Raw genomic sequence first — 18639 nt, forward strand, 5'->3', positions numbered from 1 at the left:
CCGGTCACGCTACCCCGCCCCTGATAGATTTTTCAGGAGCATCCCATGGCCAATCCAACACTGCTTATCCTTGCCGGCGACGGTATCGGACCCGAAGTCATGGGGCAGGTCACAAGGGTGATCGACTGGTTCGGCGCAAAGCGCGATCTGGCCTTTGATGTTTCCCACGATCTGGTCGGCGGTGCGGCCTATGACGCGCACGGCACGCCCCTGCATGACGACACGATGGCCAAAGCGCTGGAAGCGGACGCGGTGCTGCTGGGCGCTGTAGGCGGGCCGAAATACGACGATCTGGATTTCTCCGTCAAACCCGAACGCGGCCTTTTGCGCCTGCGCAAGGAGATGGACCTGTTTTCCAACCTGCGCCCGGCGCAGTGTTTTGACGCACTGGCAGATTTCTCCTCGCTCAAGAAAGAGCTGATTGCAGGCCTCGACATCATGATCGTGCGCGAGCTGACCTCCGGCGTTTATTTCGGAGAGCCGCGCGGCATCATCGAGGAAGGCAATGAGCGGGTCGGCATCAACACCCAGCGTTACACCGAGAGCGAGATTGACCGCGTCGCGCGCTCCGCCTTTGAACTGGCGCGCCGTCGCGGGAACAAGGTCTGTTCCATGGAAAAGGCCAACGTGATGGAAAGCGGCATCCTCTGGCGTGAGGTTGTGCAAAAGGTGCACGACACCGACTATCCGGGTGTTGAGTTGAGCCACATGTATGCCGACAATGGTGCCATGCAGTTGGTCCGCGCGCCCAAGCAGTTCGACGTGATCCTGACCGACAACCTCTTTGGTGACATCCTGTCCGATTGCGCCGCGATGCTCACCGGTTCCCTGGGCATGCTGCCTTCTGCCTCCCTTGGTGCGCCAAATGCAGATGGCCGCCCGAAGGCGCTTTATGAACCCGTGCACGGCTCCGCCCCGGACATCACCGGGCAGGGCAAAGCCAATCCGATCGCCTGCATCCTCAGCTTTGCAATGGCACTGCGCTATTCCTTTGATGAAGGGGAAGAAGCGACGCGATTGGAAAGAGCGGTTGAGAAGGTACTCGCAGACGGTGCACGCACCGCTGATCTGATGGGGCCGGAGGGCGGCACGCCGATCTCTACCACGCAGATGGGCGATGCGATCCTGGCGGCCTTGGACAACAGCCTCTGAAATCAGTTTTCAGATCATAGGGGGTGGCCCCGCAATACCGGCATGACCGACTTTCAGGTCAGGCCGCTTTGTCGGCGCCAGTCGCCATATCCTGCGCGGCATCGCTTTGGAATCTGCGCACCGTCTCCGCCAGCTTCACCTCACTCTGGGACAGCGTTTTCATGACTTGATCGTTGGAGTTGGCAAGCGTCGCATTTTGCTGCGCGCTTGTGTCCAGTTGCGACATTGCGGCCACGAGGGCCGAAATTTCTTTTGCCTGATCCTCGCCCGCAGCGCTGACGCCGCCGATCAATTCAAGCACTTCGCGCATGGCTGCTTCGATCTGTTCAATTGCCGCACCCGTCATACGTACCTTTTCCGAACCGTTCTTCACCTTCTCCAGATTGTTGGCAATGAGCCCGCCAATCTGATGGGACGCATCCGCTGACCGCTCAGCCAGGATGCGCACCTCCGACGCCACAACAGAGAACCCCTTGCCCGCTTCCCCCGCTCGCGCTGCCTCGACAGAGGCATTCAAAGCCAACAGATTGGTTTGAAAAGCAATATCATCAATTGCCGCGACAATCTTGCCCATCTCAGCCGAGACGTTCTCAACACTTTCGATCTGCGCCACAGCATCATCGGCAATCTGATAGCTGGAGGTGGTCTTTTGACCGACCTCTTTCACAAGGACCTGGCACTGTTGAAGTTGGGCGGCATTTACCGAAACCGTCGATGACAGCACATCGGCAACCCCGGCGGACTCCGCGATGGTTTCAGCTTGCTGGGCAGATCGCGTTTTGAGTTCGGCCACACCGTCCTGCATGTGCCGGGACGCTGCCTTCAACGCGTCTGACTCGGTCTGGATGTCGTGAAAGGCGCCTGACAAGGAACCCAGGGAAGCATTCATCGCCCGGCCAATTTCAGCGAATGTGCCTTTGTACTGCGGACCCATCTGTTTGGTGAGATCCCCTTGCGCAAGCGCGGTCATGATCATCTTGATGTCCTGCAACGCCTGATCTGACATATCCGCAGTGCGGTTTATTCCTTCTGCGATGTCATACCACACGCCGGTCTTGCCATCTGTCTCCACCCGCATCGAGAAATCGCCTTCCGCACAGGCCGCAACGATCATGTTGATTTCCCGCACCGCCTCGTTTTGCAGTTTTGTCTGCGCCTTTTGCTGTTCGATCAGCCCTTCGTCACGTGCACGCTGCTTTGTAACAACATCTTCAACCACGCCGAGGATTTCATTGATGCCACGACCCAGGATCAGGGACGCGCCGCTGAGATCCTGCAAATCGATGTTCAGCGTAGAGGAAAAATCACCCTGTGCTGCTTGCGCGACCAACTGCTGGATGCCGGCGGTCGAATGAAGTTCCAACGCTTCTTGTACCTCGCGTTGGCGTTCGCGCGCCTGTTCACCCAGCTGGAACTTCTCAAGCCCATCTGTAATCTTCCGCAGATCCTTCTGCGGTGCATGCACAACCGGGGAATGGATGTCGCCCTGCGCCAAGGCCGCAACGCGGTCCGCTGTTGCACGTATTGACCGGCTTGACCGCACCACGAGGTAGGTTGAAAGCATCCCGATAATCACGCTGATCACCATCATTTTGGTCACGGACAAGAGAATGGTCTGCCTGGCTTCTGCATTGGCGCGGATCATGTTGGTGTCAATTTCCAACGCGCCTGCATCTTCAAGCGCCTTGATCAGATTGATCTTGCCGGTGATCGTCCCGAACCATTCCTCCGGCGCGACTTTCAGCCGCGCGGCTGGATCATCACCCATCAAGACCCCGCGCAGTTCACGGACCGCGCGCGTGTCGGGCGCAGTGTTGATCTGGTCAACATCTGCCGCCATCGATGCGGACGCCAGCGCTCCGTACATTCGAAAAAGACCATCCTGCTCTGAAACAAGGTCAAGGAACTGACTGCGGATGGCACCCGGCAGAACACCGTCATTTGCCCCTGCGACTGCAAACCCTCTGGCCCCCACGGCACGTTCCAGACCGGCGATGTCCTTTGCAGTCATCAAGATGGCATGGCGTTGCAACGCGTTCGCGGTGGGCGCATGCGACACCTTTTTGCCCATTTCAACAATCAGCCGGATCGCATCGCGGTTGATAGATGTGATCTGCCCCACCGCCTCCGGTACGGTAACCTCAAACTGATCGACCTGAGCGCGAAGCGCCTCGAGTTGTTCCACATCCACCAAAAGCGCTTGCAACCGCGACCGCAGGTCCGCGTCCAATTTCAACGCCAGCAACGCATGAACATCATCGAAAAAGCGCGACTTCACCATATCGCTGTTTTTACGTTGTGCAGGTAGTTCAGTGACAAAGGCGTTGCCATTGCTCGCAAGGAAGCCAGCACTTGCGCCCCTTTCCTTTTGCAACTCGTGGGTAAGCGCCCCGATAGAGCGGCTGAGCTGCGTCTTTTTTCCATCGTCTATGATTTGATTTCTGGTGCGCCAGTCCGCCGAAATTTGCAGGCCGAAAAACAAGAAAGCTGCCAAAAACCCGGAAAGGGCCAGAACGACCATCGTGTTGCTCACGGAAAGCCTTTGGAGAGGTTTCAGCATGTTGTACCTATCAGATTACGTCTTACCTCCCGCCGTACTAGAGACCTGAACTTAACGGCCTGCTAATGCCTGACTTTCAATTGTTTGCGGGCAACCCGGCCCTGCGATAGAGACATGAAGTGTTCTGCAACGGAGGTCGCAATGGCAAAAGCAGTGCCCGCCGAAAAGGATCAGACATTTGACCTTTTCGTCATCGGTGGCGGGATCAATGGCTGCGGGATCGCGCGGGATGCGGCAGGGCGTGGCATGTCCGTTGCTCTGGCAGAGATGAACGATCTGGCTTCTGCCACCTCCTCCGCCTCCACCAAGCTCTTTCACGGCGGGCTGCGGTATCTGGAGTACTTTGAGATCAACCTTGTCCGCCACGCCTTGGTCGAACGGGAAGTTCTGCTCAAAGCCATGCCGCATATCTCATGGCCGATGCGATTTGTGCTGCCCTATCACAGGGACATGCGGTTTGAGGGAGAAACACCGACGTCGAAACTGCTCAACATCGTGATGCCCTGGATGCGCGGCCGCCGACCTGCCTGGCTGATCCGGCTTGGATTGTTCCTGTATGACAATCTGGGAGGGCGCAAGATCCTGCCCGCGACAAGAACGCTGCGCCTGAACGGGACGCCTGAAGGCGCGCCGCTGGTGCCCAAATTCCAAAAGGCGTTTGAGTACTCCGACTGCTGGATCGAAGATTCCCGCCTTGTCGTGCTCAACGCCCGCGACGCCGAAGCGCGCGGGGCGCAGATCATGGTCGGCACCAAGGTCACATCCGCCAGCCGCGAAGATGGCCTGTGGCGGATTGAGACGGAAGATACCCGAACCGGCGAGACCCACGCCTTTCGCGCCCGCATGATCGTCAATGCCGGCGGACCCTGGGTTGGCGACATCATCCAGACCAAGGTGCGGGTGAACTCCACCGAAGGCGTGCGCTTGGTGCGCGGCAGTCATATCGTGACGCGCAAGCTCTATGACCACGACAAATGCTACTTCTTTCAGGGCACAGATGGGCGGATCATCTTCGCCATTCCCTATGAGTCCGATTTCACCCTGATCGGGACGACGGACGCGGATCACCCCGATCCCTCCCTCAAACCCGAATGCACCAGCGAAGAGCAGACATACCTGCTGGATTTCGCCAACCAGTATTTTTCCGAAACGCTGACGGACGAAGATGTCGTCTGGACTTATTCAGGCGTGCGCCCGCTCTACGACGATGGCGCAAGCTCTGCCGCCGCAGCCACACGCGATTATACGCTCAAGGTGGAAGCCGCAGGCGGTGCGCCCATCCTCAACATCTTTGGCGGCAAGATCACCACCTACCGCAAGCTGGCCGAAGACGCGATGGACAAGATCGTTCCGTATTTCCCGGGCACCTCCGACCATTGGACCGCAGGCGTCCCCCTCCCCGGTGGGGATTTTGCAGTGGGTGAGGTGGAGACGCTGATCGGTACATTGCAGACGGACTACCCGTTCCTGACCCCCAAATGGGCGCGCCGACTGATCCGCGCCTACGGCACGGACAGTTGGAAACTTTTGGGCGATGTGACCGCCGCCAACGCCCTTGGGCAGGACTTTGGTGCCACGCTGACCGAAGCCGAAGTGCGCTGGCTGATGCAGCATGAATACGCACGCACGGCCGCCGATGTCGTCTGGCGGCGCAGCAAACTGGGTCTGAGGTTGAGCAAGGCTGAGGTGCAGACGCTCGATACCTGGATGGCCACCGCTTGACTTCCGCCGCCTGCCGCCGACACCATTGCGCAGCTACGGAGGATACCGATGACCCACATTCTGGCCATTGATCAAGGCACCACCTCGACCCGCGCGCTGGTCTTTGATTCAGAGATGCAGATCACCGCGACCGCGCAACAGGAATTCCCACAGCACTTTCCGCAAAGCGGCTGGGTGGAGCATGACCCGAGCGATCTGTGGCAAACAACACTGGACACCTGCCGGGGTGCCCTTGGCAATGCCGGGATAAGCGCCGATCAGATCGCCGCCATCGGCATCACCAACCAGCGGGAGACAACCATCGTCTGGGATAAGACAACTGGTGAGCCCATTCACAAAGCCATCGTCTGGCAAGACCGCCGCACCGCACCCTATTGCGCCGAACTGCGAGACGCAGGCCATGCGGAGATGATCACCGCCAAGACCGGGTTGCTGGCGGATCCCTATTTCTCTGGCACCAAGTTGAAATGGCTGCTGGACGAAGTGCCCGGCGCGCGCGCACGCGCGCAGGCCGGAGAGCTGCTGTTTGGCACGGTGGATTGCTATCTGATCTGGAAGCTGACGGGCGGGGCGACCCATGCGACCGATGCAACCAATGCCGCGCGCACGCTGCTCTATGACATCCACAACGGCCGGTGGAGCAAGACGATCTGCGACCTTTTTGACATCCCCCTGCACATGTTGCCGGAGGTGAAGGATTGCGCCGCTGACTTCGGCAGCACCGCGCCGGATCTTCTGGGCGCCGCCATCCCGATCATGGGCGTCGCAGGGGATCAGCAAGCGGCGACCATCGGGCAGGCCTGCTTTGAACCGGGGATGATGAAATCAACCTATGGCACGGGCTGCTTTGCGCTGCTGAACACCGGCACCACGCCCGTTGCCTCGCAAAACCGTCTGCTGACCACAATCGCCTATCAGCTGGACGGAGAGACGACCTACGCACTGGAAGGGTCGATCTTTGTGGCGGGAGCGGTGGTTCAATGGCTGCGCGACGGGGCGCAGATGATCGCACATGCCGCCGATACACAAGCCATGGCCGAAGGTGCAGACCCCCATCAGGAGGTGATCATTGTCCCGGCGTTCACCGGCCTTGGCGCCCCCTATTGGAATGCGGAATGCCGCGGTGCGGTCTATGGCCTCACGCGCAACTCCGGCCCTGCTGAATTTGCCCGCGCTGCCCTGGAAAGCGTCGGCTTCCAGACCCGCGACCTGCTGGACGCGATGCACGCCGACTGGCAAGGCAGCGACGCGGACCCCACCCTGCGCGTCGATGGCGGGATGAGCGCGAATGACTGGGCAATGCAGTTCCTGTCAGACATCATCGACGCCCCTGTCGACCGCCCGGCAGTGTTGGAGACGACCGCGATGGGAGCCGCATGGCTGGCCGGGCAGCGGGCAGGCCTTTACCCTGACATGGCAGAATTCGCCAAGGGATGGGCTGCGGATCAGAGCTTTGCACCCGCGATGCCAGCAGACACCCGCGATCAACGCTATGCCGGATGGCAGCGCGCGGTCGCGGCAACCTTGACCGTCTGACCGGTCATACCTGAAACAGCGGGAAGCTGACCCCCAGCGCCCAGGCCAACACAAGACCAAGCGCAAGACCCGGCGCCAGCGGTCCGGATATCCGCGCCGCTTGCCTGCCAACGGTGCCAAAGATCAGGTAGAACAGCACCATCACCGGCGCGATCATGATCAGGAAAAACAGCCCTTCAAAATCCAGCGCAACAGCCAGGATCAGCGACGCCAGAAAGCCCATGCGACAGGCCAGCCGCTGCCACAACGGGCCCTGCACGCACAATACCACGTCTGCCAGCATGTAGGGCACGGCACCCACGAGGATGACGGCGATGATCCACACCCGCTCCGCCGTGGGCCAGAAATTGGCGGCATAGCGATCCAGCGCAAAGCCAAACGCCGCACACCACAAGATCAACACTGCGAAAGCCCACATCGAAAAGCCACCAAAGGGGACGCGCCAGTACCGCAGGAACGCCAGTTGCAGGCCGCCAAAAACAAGCAGATGCAGCATCAGGTGATCCGCAACCAGAACCGGCAGGAAAGACATATCAAGAGCCACCGCTGTCAACGGCGCCAGCACAGCGGGCACCAAGACTACATTCAACACCTGCCACCACACCAGCGATACCGGTGCGCTCGGCCGTTCAGGCAGCCGCGCCGCAAGGGGCCGGAAGATCAACACCAACCCCAGAAACAGCGTCATCAACGCCCAGCCCGTCGGCAGGATCTGAACCTGAGAACTGCGACCATAAGACTGATCCAGCCATGCCAAGGCTTCCGTCCGCCCAACCCGGCTTTGCAGGACGGAGACATGCTCGCTCAAGGGCGCAATCACCGCGCGGCGGGCCAACGTGCCTTCCCGAACCGTTTGTCCTTCGACAGCGGCAGGATCGACCATCTGTGCCGCCTCCAGCGCAAAGGCACGCAGTCCCGGCTCCCATGCACCGGTCACCAACAACAGCGCATCCGGCCCGCGCGCATCAATTGCCTGCGAAAAGGCCGAGATCAGCACCAATGGCCCCACATCACTGCGCGTCGCAGCAACGCGGGCAAGGATATCGGTTGCCATTGAATGGCCAAGCAAGGCGACAGGCTGGTGCGATGGTCCGATGTCATCAAGCACCGCAGCCACCTGCGCCATCAGCAAGCGCGTTGTGCCGTCGATCGCAGTCACATCGCCCGACATTGGCAAAGGGTGACGGCCATGGCCCAGAAATTCAAACGCCAGCACACGATACCCTGCACGCGCCAGAGGCAGCGCATATCCCTGCATCATCTGTTGAGAGCCGGCAAATCCATGCGCCACGACGACAACAGGGCCATCTGCACCCGGTATGGCGTATTCAGTGACCGGAGTCTGACCAACGCTCCGCTGGGTGATGTCGACACCGGTACGGGCAGAGGACAAGACCCAGACAGAAATCACAATGATCACGCCCGCCAGCACCGCACGCATCATCGGCAGAACTCTGTCATGAACACGCGACGGCAGGGCATGATGGGGAAATCCTTTCGCTGAACATGCGGTTGCACAAGAGCTATCTCAATGCACTGCCAAAACCAGTTCAAAGGCAGAAAACCAGACCCTGTGTCATGCGTCGGGATTTCGCATGTCGGCAATCTGACGCAAACAGGCGCGTAGCATGTCGCGCTGTGCAGCGGGCACCTGCGACATCAATGCGCGGTCATATCGCTTTGCCTCTAGGCTCAGATCTCCATAAGCAGCCTGCCCCTGACGGGTCAGCTGAAGCTCTTCGTGGCGGCGGTCCTTTGGGACCTCCGTGCGTGTCAGATACCGCTTTTGCTCCAACGCCCGCACCGCGCGGCTGACTTTGGTCTTGTGAATGCCTGCCCGCGCGCAAATCTCCTTGGCAGTCATGCGCCCATATCGGCCCAAATGGAACAGCACCCGCCATTCGGTCCGCAGCATTCCATATTTTGCTTTATAGTATGACTGAAAACCATTGCTGGAGGCATCCGCCGCCTGATTCAAAAGGTACGGCAGAAAGTCCTGCAAATCAAAATCATCAGCCTTGGTCATTTTTGACGAATAGGCATTGTTAGTTACAAAAACAACTAATATCTGAGTCTGATCCACACAGAGGAGCCAGCCATGAACAAAGACGTTTCCCCCAGCATGTTGCAAAGCGCGGCATCGCCCGTCGGCACCACCGAAGGCTATATGCCCGGTTTCGGAAATGACTTTGAAACCGAGGCCCTCCCCGGTGCGCTGCCTCAGGGGATGAACTCCCCGCAAAAGGTGAATTATGGCCTCTACGGCGAACAGCTGTCCGGCACGGCCTTCACCGCGCCCAGCCACCAGAATGAGCGGACATGGTGCTACCGCATCCGCCCTTCCGTGAAACACACGCACCGCTTCCAGAAGATCGACTTGCCCTATTGGAAGTCCGCGCCTCATGTGGATCCTGATGTGATCTCCCTCGGACAGTATCGCTGGGACCCGGTGCCGCATTCCGATAAAGGGCTGACCTGGCTCACCGGCATGCGCACCATGACCACTGCGGGGGATGTGAACACCCAGGTCGGCATGGCCAGCCATATCTATCTGGTGACCGAAAGCATGGTCGACAGCTATTTCTTCTCTGCCGACAGCGAACTGCTGGTCGTCCCACAGGAAGGCCGTCTGCGCTTTGCCACCGAACTTGGCGTGATTGACATCGAACCGCAGGAGATTGCGATCATCCCCCGTGGTCTTGTCTACCGGGTTGAGGTGCTGGAAGGCCCCGCACGCGGTTTCGTCTGTGAGAACTACGGTCAGAAATACCAACTGCCCGGACGCGGCCCTATTGGCGCAAACTGCATGGCCAACCCGCGGGATTTCAAGACACCTGTGGCGGCGTTTGAGGACCGCGATGCGCCATCAACTGTCACAGTAAAATGGGCAGGCCAGTTTCACGAAACCAAGGTCGGTCATTCCCCGCTGGACGTCGTCGCATGGCATGGCAACTATGCGCCCTGCAAATACGACCTGCGCACCTATTGTCCCGTCGGCGCGATCCTGTTCGATCATCCAGACCCGTCGATCTTCACGGTGCTGACCGCCCCCTCCGGCGTCGAAGGCACCGCCAACATCGACTTCGTACTGTTCCGCGACCGCTGGATGGTGGCCGAAGACACCTTCCGCCCACCGTGGTACCACAAGAACGTCATGTCCGAACTGATGGGCAACATCCACGGCATCTATGACGCAAAGCCCGAAGGGTTTATCCCCGGCGGCATGTCCCTGCACAACATGATGCTGCCCCATGGGCCGGACAAGAACGCCTTTGAAGGCGCCTCCAACGCGGATCTGGGGCCGGAGTTTCTGGCCAACACGATGTCCTTCATGTTTGAGACGCGTTTCCCCCAGCACCTGACGGCCTTTGCCGCCAACGAGGCGCCATTGCAGGATGATTACATCGACTGCTGGGCGGACCTGGAGAAGAAATTCGACGGCACACCGGGCAAGAAATGATCGACCCCGGCTACATCGTCATTGCCATCTTTGCAGGCATCGTCGGCCTGATCTTTTGGTCGAAACGCAGCCCCTCCAGACGCAGGTTTCCAGGCGGCCTTACATCGCAGCCCGGAAGGCGGCATGAAGGGGCCGATTACACCAGAAACACGTCCGGCGGCGATGACGGCGGGATGTCAGACTAACCTCGAAACCCAGATACCAGGAACCGGATCACCATATGACACGAATGACTTCATGGGTCGTCAGCGCGAATACCGCTGACACTCACTTCCCGCTGAACAACCTGCCATACGGTGTGTTCTCAACCAACGGCACCGACCCGCGCTGTGGCGTCGCGATTGGCGATATGATCCTCGACATGGCAGCGGTTGAGGCGGCAGGACTGGTCACCCTCGACGAAGACGCCGCCTTTGACCTGCCGTTCTGGAACGACGTGATGGAATTGGGGCCCGAGGTCTGGAGCAAACTGCGCGCACGTCTGATCGAATTGCTGAGCGAGGGCGCCGCAGAGCAAGACGCTGTCGCCCCGCATCTGGTTCCACAGGCAGACGCAGAAATGCACATGCCGATGCTGGTCTCTGAATACACCGATTTCTACGCGGGCAAGCACCACGCCATGAACGTCGGCACCATGTTCCGTGGCCCGGAACATGCACTGCCGCCGAACTGGCTGCACATCCCCATAGGTTACAACGGACGCGCATCCTCCGTGGTTGTCTCCGGCACAGACATCGCCCGGCCCAATGGCCAGACGAAAGCGCCCGATGCCGATGCGCCGTCCTTTGGCCCGTGCAAACGGCTGGATATCGAGCTGGAAATGGGTGCGATTGTCGGCACCACCACCGAGCTTGGCCAACCTATCACCGTCGCCGAAGCAGACCAGATGATCTTCGGCTACGTCCTGCTGAACGACTGGTCCGCGCGCGATATTCAGGCATGGGAATACCAGCCCCTTGGGCCGTTTCAAGCCAAGGCATTCGCCACCTCCATCAGCCCGTGGATCGTCACCCGTGCCGCCCTTGAGCCTTTCCGCACCTCCACGCCGGAGCGGGAAAAGGACCTGCTGCCTTACCTGCAGGAACCCGGACCGATGCTCTATGACATTGATCTTGAGATCACGATGGCCCCCGCAGGCAAAGCCGCGACAACCATCGCACGCACCAACTACAGCCAGATGTATTATTCCGCCGCCCAGCAGCTTGCGCATCATGCCTCATCAGGGTGTCCGATGACGGCAGGTGACCTGCTTGGATCCGGCACGATATCGGGGCCGGAAAAAGCTGAACGCGGCTCGCTTCTGGAACTCAGCTGGGGCGGCAAGGAGCCACTGACCCTCGACACCGGGGAGACGCGCACATTCATCGAAGACGGCGACACCCTGACCCTGACGGGCGCCGCCAGGGGTGACGGCTACCAGATCGGCTTTGGCACCTGCGTTGGCACAATCACACCGGCGGTGACGTTCCCCTGACCTTCAGGCTTCATTTGGCCCTTAAACTCAATCCTGCACTCTCCACCAGTGCGACAGACTGAAAGACACACCATGGCAAAAGCATTCGCATCACAGGGCGACCTGACCGAAAAAAAAATCACCTTTGATGAAGTGGGCCGCGATCTGTGGGCCTTCACGGCTGAAGGTGATCCGAACTCCGGCGTGATCATCGGCGATGAAAGCGTGATGATCGTTGAGGCGCAGGCCACCCCACGACTGGCCGAAAAGGTCATCGAAAAGGTGCGCAGCGTTACCGACAAACCCATCAGCCATGTGGTGCTGACCCACTACCATGCCGTCCGTGTTTTGGGTGCATCCGCCTACAATGCCGACCAGATCATCATGTCCGACGCCGCGCGCGGCATGGTCGAAGAACGCGGGCAGGAAGACTGGGACAGCGAATTCCAACGCTTCCCTCGTCTGTTTGAGGGGCATGAGAGCATTCCGGGCCTCACCTATCCCACAAGCACCTTCAGCGACAGCATGACTGTCTATCTGGGCAAACGCCGGGTGGACATCAAACACATCGGGCGCGCGCATACGGCAGGGGATGCGGTGATCCACGTGGCAGATGAAAACGTGATGTTCACCGGCGACATCGTGGAAGACCACTCCGCCTGTTACTGCGGCGACGGGTACTTCAACGAATGGGGCCCGACGCTGGACCGCATTCAGGCTTATGATGTGGACGCCATTGCACCCGGTCGTGGCGATGCGCTGGTCGGCAAAGACGCCGTGGCACGGGCCATAGAAAGCACCCGTGACTTCGTGGACAGCACCTTTCAGCCCGCCGCCCGTGTTGCCGCGCGCGGAGGGTCTTTGAAAGAGGCATGGGACGCCGTCCGCGCTTCCTGTGATCCCAAGTTCAAGGACTACGCCATTTACGAGCACTGCCTGCCCTTCAACGTCAGCCGCGCCTACGACGAAGCACGCGGCATCTCACACCCGCGTATCTGGACCGACAAACGCGATCTGGAAATGTGGGCGGAGTTGCAGGGCTAACCACGCACCAAGACAGGAGGACAGGCATGGTTGCCGTCAGATATCAAACCGCTTTCAAGCTTTACCCATACGCAAAGGTGCCCGCCCAATCACAGCCCCCTGTCCGCCACCCGGTTGTGATCGTCGGCGGCGGGCCCATCGGCCTCGCCCTCGCGCTGGATCTGGGAAAGAAAGGCACGCCCGCCCTTGTGCTGGATGACCACGAAGGCGCGGGTCTGGGCAGCAAGGCAATCTGTTTTGCCAAACGCACGCTCGACATCATGAGCCGCCTTGGGGCCAGTGACGCGATGGTCGACAAAGGTGTGGTCTGGAACGTGGGCCGTGTGTTTCACGGCGATGGCAAGGTGTTTGAATTCAACCTGCTCCCCGAAAAGGGTCACCGCAACCCGGCTTTCATCAACCTCCAACAGCCCTATTTTGAACGCTACATCGTCGACGCCATCCGCGAAGCGCAAGCGGCAGGCGCTCCGATTGAGATACGCGGGCGTAATGCCGTCACCGGGATCACCCGTCACGACACCCATGCCACCATCGAAGTCGATACGCCTGACGGCCCCTATCAGATCGAGGCGGATTACCTGATCGCCTGCGACGGCGCGCGCTCTCCTATTCGTGACATGATGGGCCTGACCTTTGACGGGCGCATGTTCGAGGACAACTTCCTGATCGCCGACGTCAAGATGAAGGCCGATTTCCCGACCGAACGATGGTTCTGGTTTGAACCACCCTTCAAGGACAGCGGCCAATCCGCCCTGTTGCACAAACAGCCCGACGACATCTGGCGTATTGATTTCCAACTGGGCTGGGACATCGACCGCGAGAAAGAACTGGACCCCGACCGCATCCGCGCCCGCGTCAATGCGATGCTCTCCAGCCAATCCGGCACGATCCCGGAGTATGAACTGGAATGGACATCCATCTACACCTTCCAGTGTCGCCGCATGAAAGACTTCCGACACGGCCCAGTCCTGTTTGCAGGCGATAGCGCGCATCAGGTCTCTCCCTTTGGGGCACGCGGCGCGAACTCGGGCGTGCAGGACATCGACAATCTTGGCTGGAAACTCGATCTGGTGCTCAAGGGGCTGGCAGATGACAGCCTGCTCGACACCTATGCGACCGAGCGTGCCTTTGGTGCGGATGAGAACATCCTCAACTCCTCCCGCGCGACCGATTTCATGACACCAAAAAGCGAGATGTCGAAGATCTTCCGCAACGCGGTGCTGGATCTGGCCGGGAAACACGCTTTTGCCCGACCGCTGGTCAACTCAGGCCGTCTGTCTGTGCCTTGTGTTTATGACGACTTCCCCTTGTTCGGAGAAGACGCACTGAAAGGACCATCCGTGACCCGTCCAGGCGCCTCATGCGTTGACGCTCCGCTGGAGAACGGATTTCTGCTCGATCAGCTGGGCGGTGATTTCACCCTGTTGGCGCTGGGTGGCAGCGCGCCAGAACCTGTGGCAGCCAACGGCCTGACCGCAAAGGTCCTGCACATCGCAATGCCAGGCCCTGAGTTGGCAGAACGGTATCAGGGATCAGCCCCGCAAGCCGTCTATCTGATCCGCCCCGATCAACATGTGGTTGCCCGCTGGCCCGCGTTTGACGCTGAAGCCATTGCCAACGCGATACGAAATGCCATTGGAAAGGCCGCACAATGACCCTGACCCTTGACCCCAACATTGCCGATCCCGATGGGTTCTATGACGAATTGCTCCGCGCCCACGAGGGCCTCAGCAAAGACGAAAGCGATGCGTTCAATGCCCGCCTGATCCTCGTGCTTTGTAACCACATCGGCGACCGCGACGTGCTGCGCGCCGCCCTTGAGGCCGCGAAATGAGCGATATCACCCTCTGGGACTATCCCAAATCCTCCGCCAGCTACCGTGTGCGCATTGCGCTGAACCTCGCTGGCCTCGATTACCGGATTGAAACGGTGGACCTGCTGGGCAAGGCGCATAAGTCCCCCGAACATCTCGCGCGTAACCCGCAAGGGCTGGTGCCGGTGCTGGATATTGATGGCCACCGCCTCACCCAGTCTCTGGCAATGCTGGAATACCTCGACACCACCCGTGACCTGGGTTTGCTCCCCAGTGCCCCCGCCGACCGCGCCCGCGTACAGGCATTGGCCTATGCCATTGCCGTAGACCTCCACCCGGTGTGCAACTTGTCGGTGATGGTCCATGCCACGGGCGGGCAGGAACCTGCGCGCACCCAATGGATGCAGCATTTCATCCGCCCCGGACTGGAAGCGTTCGAGAGCTTGCTGGGTGGTTTCGACCAATCCCCCTTTGCCGCAAGCATGACACCCGGACTGGCCGACCTCTGCCTGATCCCGCAACTCTACAACGCAAACAGATGGGGCGTTGACTACGCCGACCTGCCAAGGATCAACGCCATCGAAACCGCCTGCGCCGCACTTCCAGCTTTCAAGGAGGCATATCCTGCATAGGCTTCGAGCTGAGGTGCTGCAGATGTGCAGGCAATGCTGGCGACCCCGGCAGGATTCGAACCTGCAACCTGCCCCTTAGGAGGGGGCTGCTCTATCCAGTTGAGCCACGGGGCCGCGCAGGCTTGGTTTAGACCAGCCTGCACGCCTTGTCATGGTCAGAATGCGCACACCCGTGACGAGCCTTGATTGAACCGGCGCGTTCGCGCTAACTGTTGGGAAACAGACTGGATGCCTCCTTTGACCACACCTTCCCGCCGCCCGCTGACACTGCGTGATGTATCAGATGCCTGCGGGGTGTCGGAAATGACGGTGAGCCGCGTGCTGCGCAACAGGGGGGATGTCTCGCAGGCAACCCGCGACCGGGTTTTGGCGGCGGCCAAGGAATTGGGGTATGTGCCCAACCAGATTGCCGGATCGCTGGCATCACAGCGGGTCAATCTGGTGGCGGTGATCATTCCGTCCCTGTCCAACATGGTCTTTCCCGAAGTGCTGAACGGCATCAATCAGGTGCTCGAAGACACGCCTTTGCAGCCTGTCGTCGGCGTGACCGATTACCTCCCCGAAAAGGAAGAGCGCGTCTTGTACGAAATGCTCTCCTGGCGACCTTCTGGTGTCATTATCGCAGGGCTGGAGCATTCCGAAGCGACCACCGCCATGCTGCGCAACGCTGGCATTCCCGTGGTGGAGGTCATGGACACCGACGGGCGGCCCATTGACGCAATGGTCGGGATCTCTCACCGCCGTGCAGGACGGGAGATGGCCAATGCGATCCTCAAGGAAGGCTATGAACATATCGGTTTCATGGGCACCAAGATGCCTCTGGATCATCGCGCGCGAAAGCGGTTTGAAGGTTTCACCGAAGGCCTTGCCAAAGCCGGGGTAGAGATTGAGGACCGCGCATTTTACTCCGGTGGTTCAGCGCTGGCCAAGGGGCGGGAGATGACGCAGGAGATGCTGGAACGTTCTCCGGATCTGGATTTTCTCTATTACTCCAATGATATGATCGGCGCAGGCGGGTTGCTGTATCTGATTGATCAGGGCGTTGATATCCCCGGTCAGATTGGCCTTGCCGGGTTCAATGGGGTTGAGTTGTTGCAGGGCCTGCCGCGGCAGCTGGCCACCATGGATGCCTGCCGGGCTGAGATTGGTCAGGCCGCAGCGCGGATCATTCTCAATGAGACTGAAAACGAACCGGACCCCGATCTGCCACAGCAGGTGACATTGACGCCCACGCTGTCCTTTGGTGACACCTTGCGGCGCAGACGCCGCTGACACTGATGTACACGCTGAGCAATGCAGACGCGCGGCGTATCTTTCTGGACCGCCACCGGTTAAGCGAAGCCCCGCAGGGAGAGGCGCGCGGGGCGGCCTTGGCTGACCTGATTGACTCCTTGGGCTTTGTTCAACTCGACAGCATAAACACCGTTGCCAGGGCGCATGATCTGATCCTCTTTGCCCGGCGGCCACGGTATCGGCCCAAGGCGCTCAAACACCTCTATGAAAGCGACCGCGGTTTGTTTGAGCATTGGACCCATGATGCTGCGGTTATCCCCATGGCGTTTTATCCGTGGTGGCACCTGCGCCGTCAACGTGACGCGGAACGGTTGCAGTCCCGGTGGAAAGATGGCCGCAGGGCCGGCTTCGAAAAACAGTTTCAGGTCGTGCTGGATCAGATCAAGAGCGAAGGCCCCGTGACGTCCGGCGACGTTGGCAAGGACGAGGCGCGCGGGTCGGGTGGCTGGTGGGACTGGCATCCCTCAAAAACAGCCTTGGAGTACCTTTGGCGGTCCGGCGCGCTCTGCGTGGTGGGGCGTGAGGGGTTTCGCAAGCGGTATGACCTGACAGAGCGGGTGCTGGAGGCGCATCTGTGCACGGACACCAATGCCCCCAGCATTGAAGCAACAATAGACTGGTGCTGTGATCAGGCATTGAAACGTCTGGGCTTTGGCACCCATGGAGAGATTGCAGCCTTTTGGGCGCATATCACCCCCGCCGAGGCAAAGGTCTGGTGTCTGGCCGAAAAGGCGGCTGGACGGTTGGAAGAGGTGGCAATCACCGCCGCGGACGGGAGCGTGAAACCCGCCTTCGCACGCCCCGGACTGGCGAACGATCCAGCCCTCGATGTTGCCCCCTGCCCCCGGCTGCGCGTGCTCAGCCCCTTTGACCCGGCCTTGCGTGACCGCAAGCGGGCAGAGCGCTTGTTTGGTTTTGACTACCGGATCGAGGTCTTTGTTCCCGCGCCAAAGCGGCGCTTTGGCTATTATGTCTTTCCCATTCTCGAAGGAGACCGTCTGGTGGGCCGCGTTGATATGAAAGCCTTCCGGGATGCCGATCATCTGCGCGTCCATGCGCTGTGGCCAGAAGGCAAGATCGCATGGGGCAAAGGCAGGCAGCAGGCGTTTGAGCGTGAGTTGGACAGGCTAATCAAGCTGGCTGGTGTCAGTCAGGTGATCTTTGACGACGGGTGGTTGCGCGGTTCAGCGCAGGGCTATCTCTGACAGATCGGTTGCGGCGCGCACCAACCGGTCCAGATGGCCCTGAAGCTCTGACATTGAAATGCGCTGTGTGGGTGCATGCACAGACAGGGTCGACATCATGCGGCCCAGATCGTCCATGATCGGCACCGCAATTGCGACCATGCCATCCATGAATTCCTCGTTGTCGGTAGAATAGCCATTCACACGGATCTTCTCGATCTCACGGTGCACGTCCTCGGGCTGTGTCAGAGTCTTTGGGGTGTGCTGATCCAGAATGGCGGCGGAGAGGTACTTGGACAGCATCCGCGGCGCGAGAGTGGAAAGATACATCTTGCCACTGGCGGTGCAGTGAAACGGCACCGTGGTCCCAATAGGCAGTTGAATACGCAACGGCCACTTGGTTTCCACACGGTCCAGATACACCATGCCGTCCCGCTCTGGCGTGGCGATGTTGCAGGTTTCTCCGATATCTTCGGTCAGTGCGTTCAGCACCGCCAGTCGCACGGACCGCACGCGGCTTGAGGACAGCACGTTCACCGCCATCTTGCGCAGCCGCAGCCCTGCGGAATAGGACCGGCCATCGATATCGCGTTGCAAGAAGCCTTCCTGCTCCAACCGGTGAAACAGCCGATGGACAGTCGCCTTGGGCAGGCCAAGGACTTCGTTTGCCGCGGTGGGCGTGACAGGCACGCCCACCGTTGCGATTTCTTCCAACAGCAAGAGCAACCGCAAATTCGTAGGTATCGATTTATCGGTCGCGCTTGCGTCAGCCATGGAGAGGTCTCGTTCT

16 protein-coding genes and 1 tRNA gene are annotated in these 18639 nt (G+C 59.8%); 12 read left to right on the forward strand and 5 right to left on the reverse strand.

The annotated features are described in order from the left end of the window. Window positions 1–45 precede the first annotated feature (45 nt). Window positions 46–1152 carry a 3-isopropylmalate dehydrogenase gene (gene leuB / locus Q1A91_RS18510; RefSeq protein ID WP_299881087.1) on the forward strand — a complete coding sequence of 369 codons (1107 nt, stop codon included), beginning with the start codon at window positions 46–48 and terminating at the stop codon, window positions 1150–1152. A gap of 58 nt (window positions 1153–1210) precedes the next feature. On the opposite strand, the gene Q1A91_RS18515 is transcribed toward leuB, so the two are convergent. Further along, window positions 1211–3712, reverse strand: a complete 2502-nt coding sequence (locus Q1A91_RS18515; RefSeq protein ID WP_367278696.1) for a methyl-accepting chemotaxis protein — start codon at window positions 3710–3712, stop codon at window positions 1211–1213. A 141-nt stretch (window positions 3713–3853) separates the two neighbouring features. Between Q1A91_RS18515 and glpD the strand changes: the two genes are divergently transcribed. After that, window positions 3854–5434, forward strand: coding sequence for a glycerol-3-phosphate dehydrogenase (gene glpD / locus Q1A91_RS18520; protein ID WP_299881090.1), 1581 nt, complete (start codon window positions 3854–3856; stop codon window positions 5432–5434). Window positions 5435–5482: 48 nt separating this feature from the next. Further along, window positions 5483–6970, forward strand: coding sequence for a glycerol kinase GlpK (glpK, locus tag Q1A91_RS18525; protein ID WP_299881093.1), 1488 nt, complete (start codon window positions 5483–5485; stop codon window positions 6968–6970). Window positions 6971–6974: 4 nt separating this feature from the next. Here the strand turns inward: glpK and Q1A91_RS18530 are convergent, their stop codons facing one another. Next, on the reverse strand, window positions 6975–8414 hold the full coding sequence (locus tag Q1A91_RS18530) for an alpha/beta fold hydrolase (protein ID WP_299881095.1): 1440 nt from the start codon (window positions 8412–8414) through the stop codon (window positions 6975–6977). Between the two features lie 132 nt (window positions 8415–8546). Next, window positions 8547–8996 (reverse strand): MarR family winged helix-turn-helix transcriptional regulator, encoded by a 450-nt coding sequence (locus tag Q1A91_RS18535; protein WP_299881098.1) that lies wholly within the window; start codon window positions 8994–8996, stop codon window positions 8547–8549. Between the two features lie 72 nt (window positions 8997–9068). On the opposite strand from Q1A91_RS18535, the gene hmgA reads away from it, so the two are divergent. The 7 genes from hmgA to maiA all read left to right on the forward strand — a co-directional run bounded on the left by hmgA (window position 9069) and on the right by maiA (window position 15372). Then, window positions 9069–10430: a homogentisate 1,2-dioxygenase gene (gene hmgA, locus Q1A91_RS18540; protein ID WP_299881101.1), complete on the forward strand. Its 1362-nt coding sequence runs from the start codon at window positions 9069–9071 to the stop codon at window positions 10428–10430. Beyond that, entirely contained in the window at window positions 10427–10615 is a 189-nt protein-coding gene (locus Q1A91_RS18545; protein WP_299881104.1) for a hypothetical protein, read from the forward strand. Before hmgA ends, Q1A91_RS18545 begins: the two co-directional genes overlap by 4 nt. A gap of 35 nt (window positions 10616–10650) precedes the next feature. Next, window positions 10651–11904, forward strand: coding sequence for a fumarylacetoacetase (gene fahA, locus Q1A91_RS18550; RefSeq protein ID WP_299881107.1), 1254 nt, complete (start codon window positions 10651–10653; stop codon window positions 11902–11904). 72 nt (window positions 11905–11976) lie between these two features. Next, entirely contained in the window at window positions 11977–12927 is a 951-nt protein-coding gene (locus tag Q1A91_RS18555) for an MBL fold metallo-hydrolase (protein WP_299881110.1), read from the forward strand. A gap of 26 nt (window positions 12928–12953) precedes the next feature. Then, window positions 12954–14582, forward strand: a complete 1629-nt coding sequence (locus tag Q1A91_RS18560; RefSeq protein ID WP_299881113.1) for an FAD-dependent oxidoreductase — start codon at window positions 12954–12956, stop codon at window positions 14580–14582. Further along, a complete protein-coding gene (locus Q1A91_RS18565) occupies window positions 14579–14761 on the forward strand; it encodes a DUF2783 domain-containing protein (RefSeq protein ID WP_299881116.1) in 183 nt (60 codons plus the stop codon). The genes Q1A91_RS18560 and Q1A91_RS18565 overlap by 4 nt, the downstream gene beginning before the upstream one ends. Next, window positions 14758–15372, forward strand: a complete 615-nt coding sequence (gene maiA, locus Q1A91_RS18570; protein ID WP_299881119.1) for a maleylacetoacetate isomerase — start codon at window positions 14758–14760, stop codon at window positions 15370–15372. The genes Q1A91_RS18565 and maiA overlap by 4 nt, the downstream gene beginning before the upstream one ends. Before the next feature lie 37 nt (window positions 15373–15409). Here the strand turns inward: maiA and Q1A91_RS18575 are convergent. Further along, window positions 15410–15486 (reverse strand) — tRNA-Arg (locus Q1A91_RS18575). Window positions 15487–15609: 123 nt separating this feature from the next. Between Q1A91_RS18575 and Q1A91_RS18580 the strand changes: the two genes are divergently transcribed. Together Q1A91_RS18580 and Q1A91_RS18585 are read left to right on the forward strand one after the other, a co-directional pair. After that, window positions 15610–16644, forward strand: a complete 1035-nt coding sequence (locus tag Q1A91_RS18580) for a LacI family DNA-binding transcriptional regulator (protein WP_299881122.1) — start codon at window positions 15610–15612, stop codon at window positions 16642–16644. A 5-nt stretch (window positions 16645–16649) separates the two neighbouring features. Next, window positions 16650–17870 (forward strand): crosslink repair DNA glycosylase YcaQ family protein, encoded by a 1221-nt coding sequence (locus Q1A91_RS18585; RefSeq protein ID WP_299881125.1) that lies wholly within the window; start codon window positions 16650–16652, stop codon window positions 17868–17870. On the opposite strand, the gene Q1A91_RS18590 is transcribed toward Q1A91_RS18585, so the two are convergent. Then, window positions 17850–18623 (reverse strand): IclR family transcriptional regulator, encoded by a 774-nt coding sequence (locus tag Q1A91_RS18590; RefSeq protein ID WP_299881128.1) that lies wholly within the window; start codon window positions 18621–18623, stop codon window positions 17850–17852. The two genes, Q1A91_RS18585 and Q1A91_RS18590, sit on opposite strands and share 21 nt — an antisense overlap. Window positions 18624–18639: the final 16 nt, after the last annotated feature.

Source organism: uncultured Sulfitobacter sp. (assembly GCF_947500075.1).
Lineage (GTDB): Bacteria > Pseudomonadota > Alphaproteobacteria > Rhodobacterales > Rhodobacteraceae > Sulfitobacter.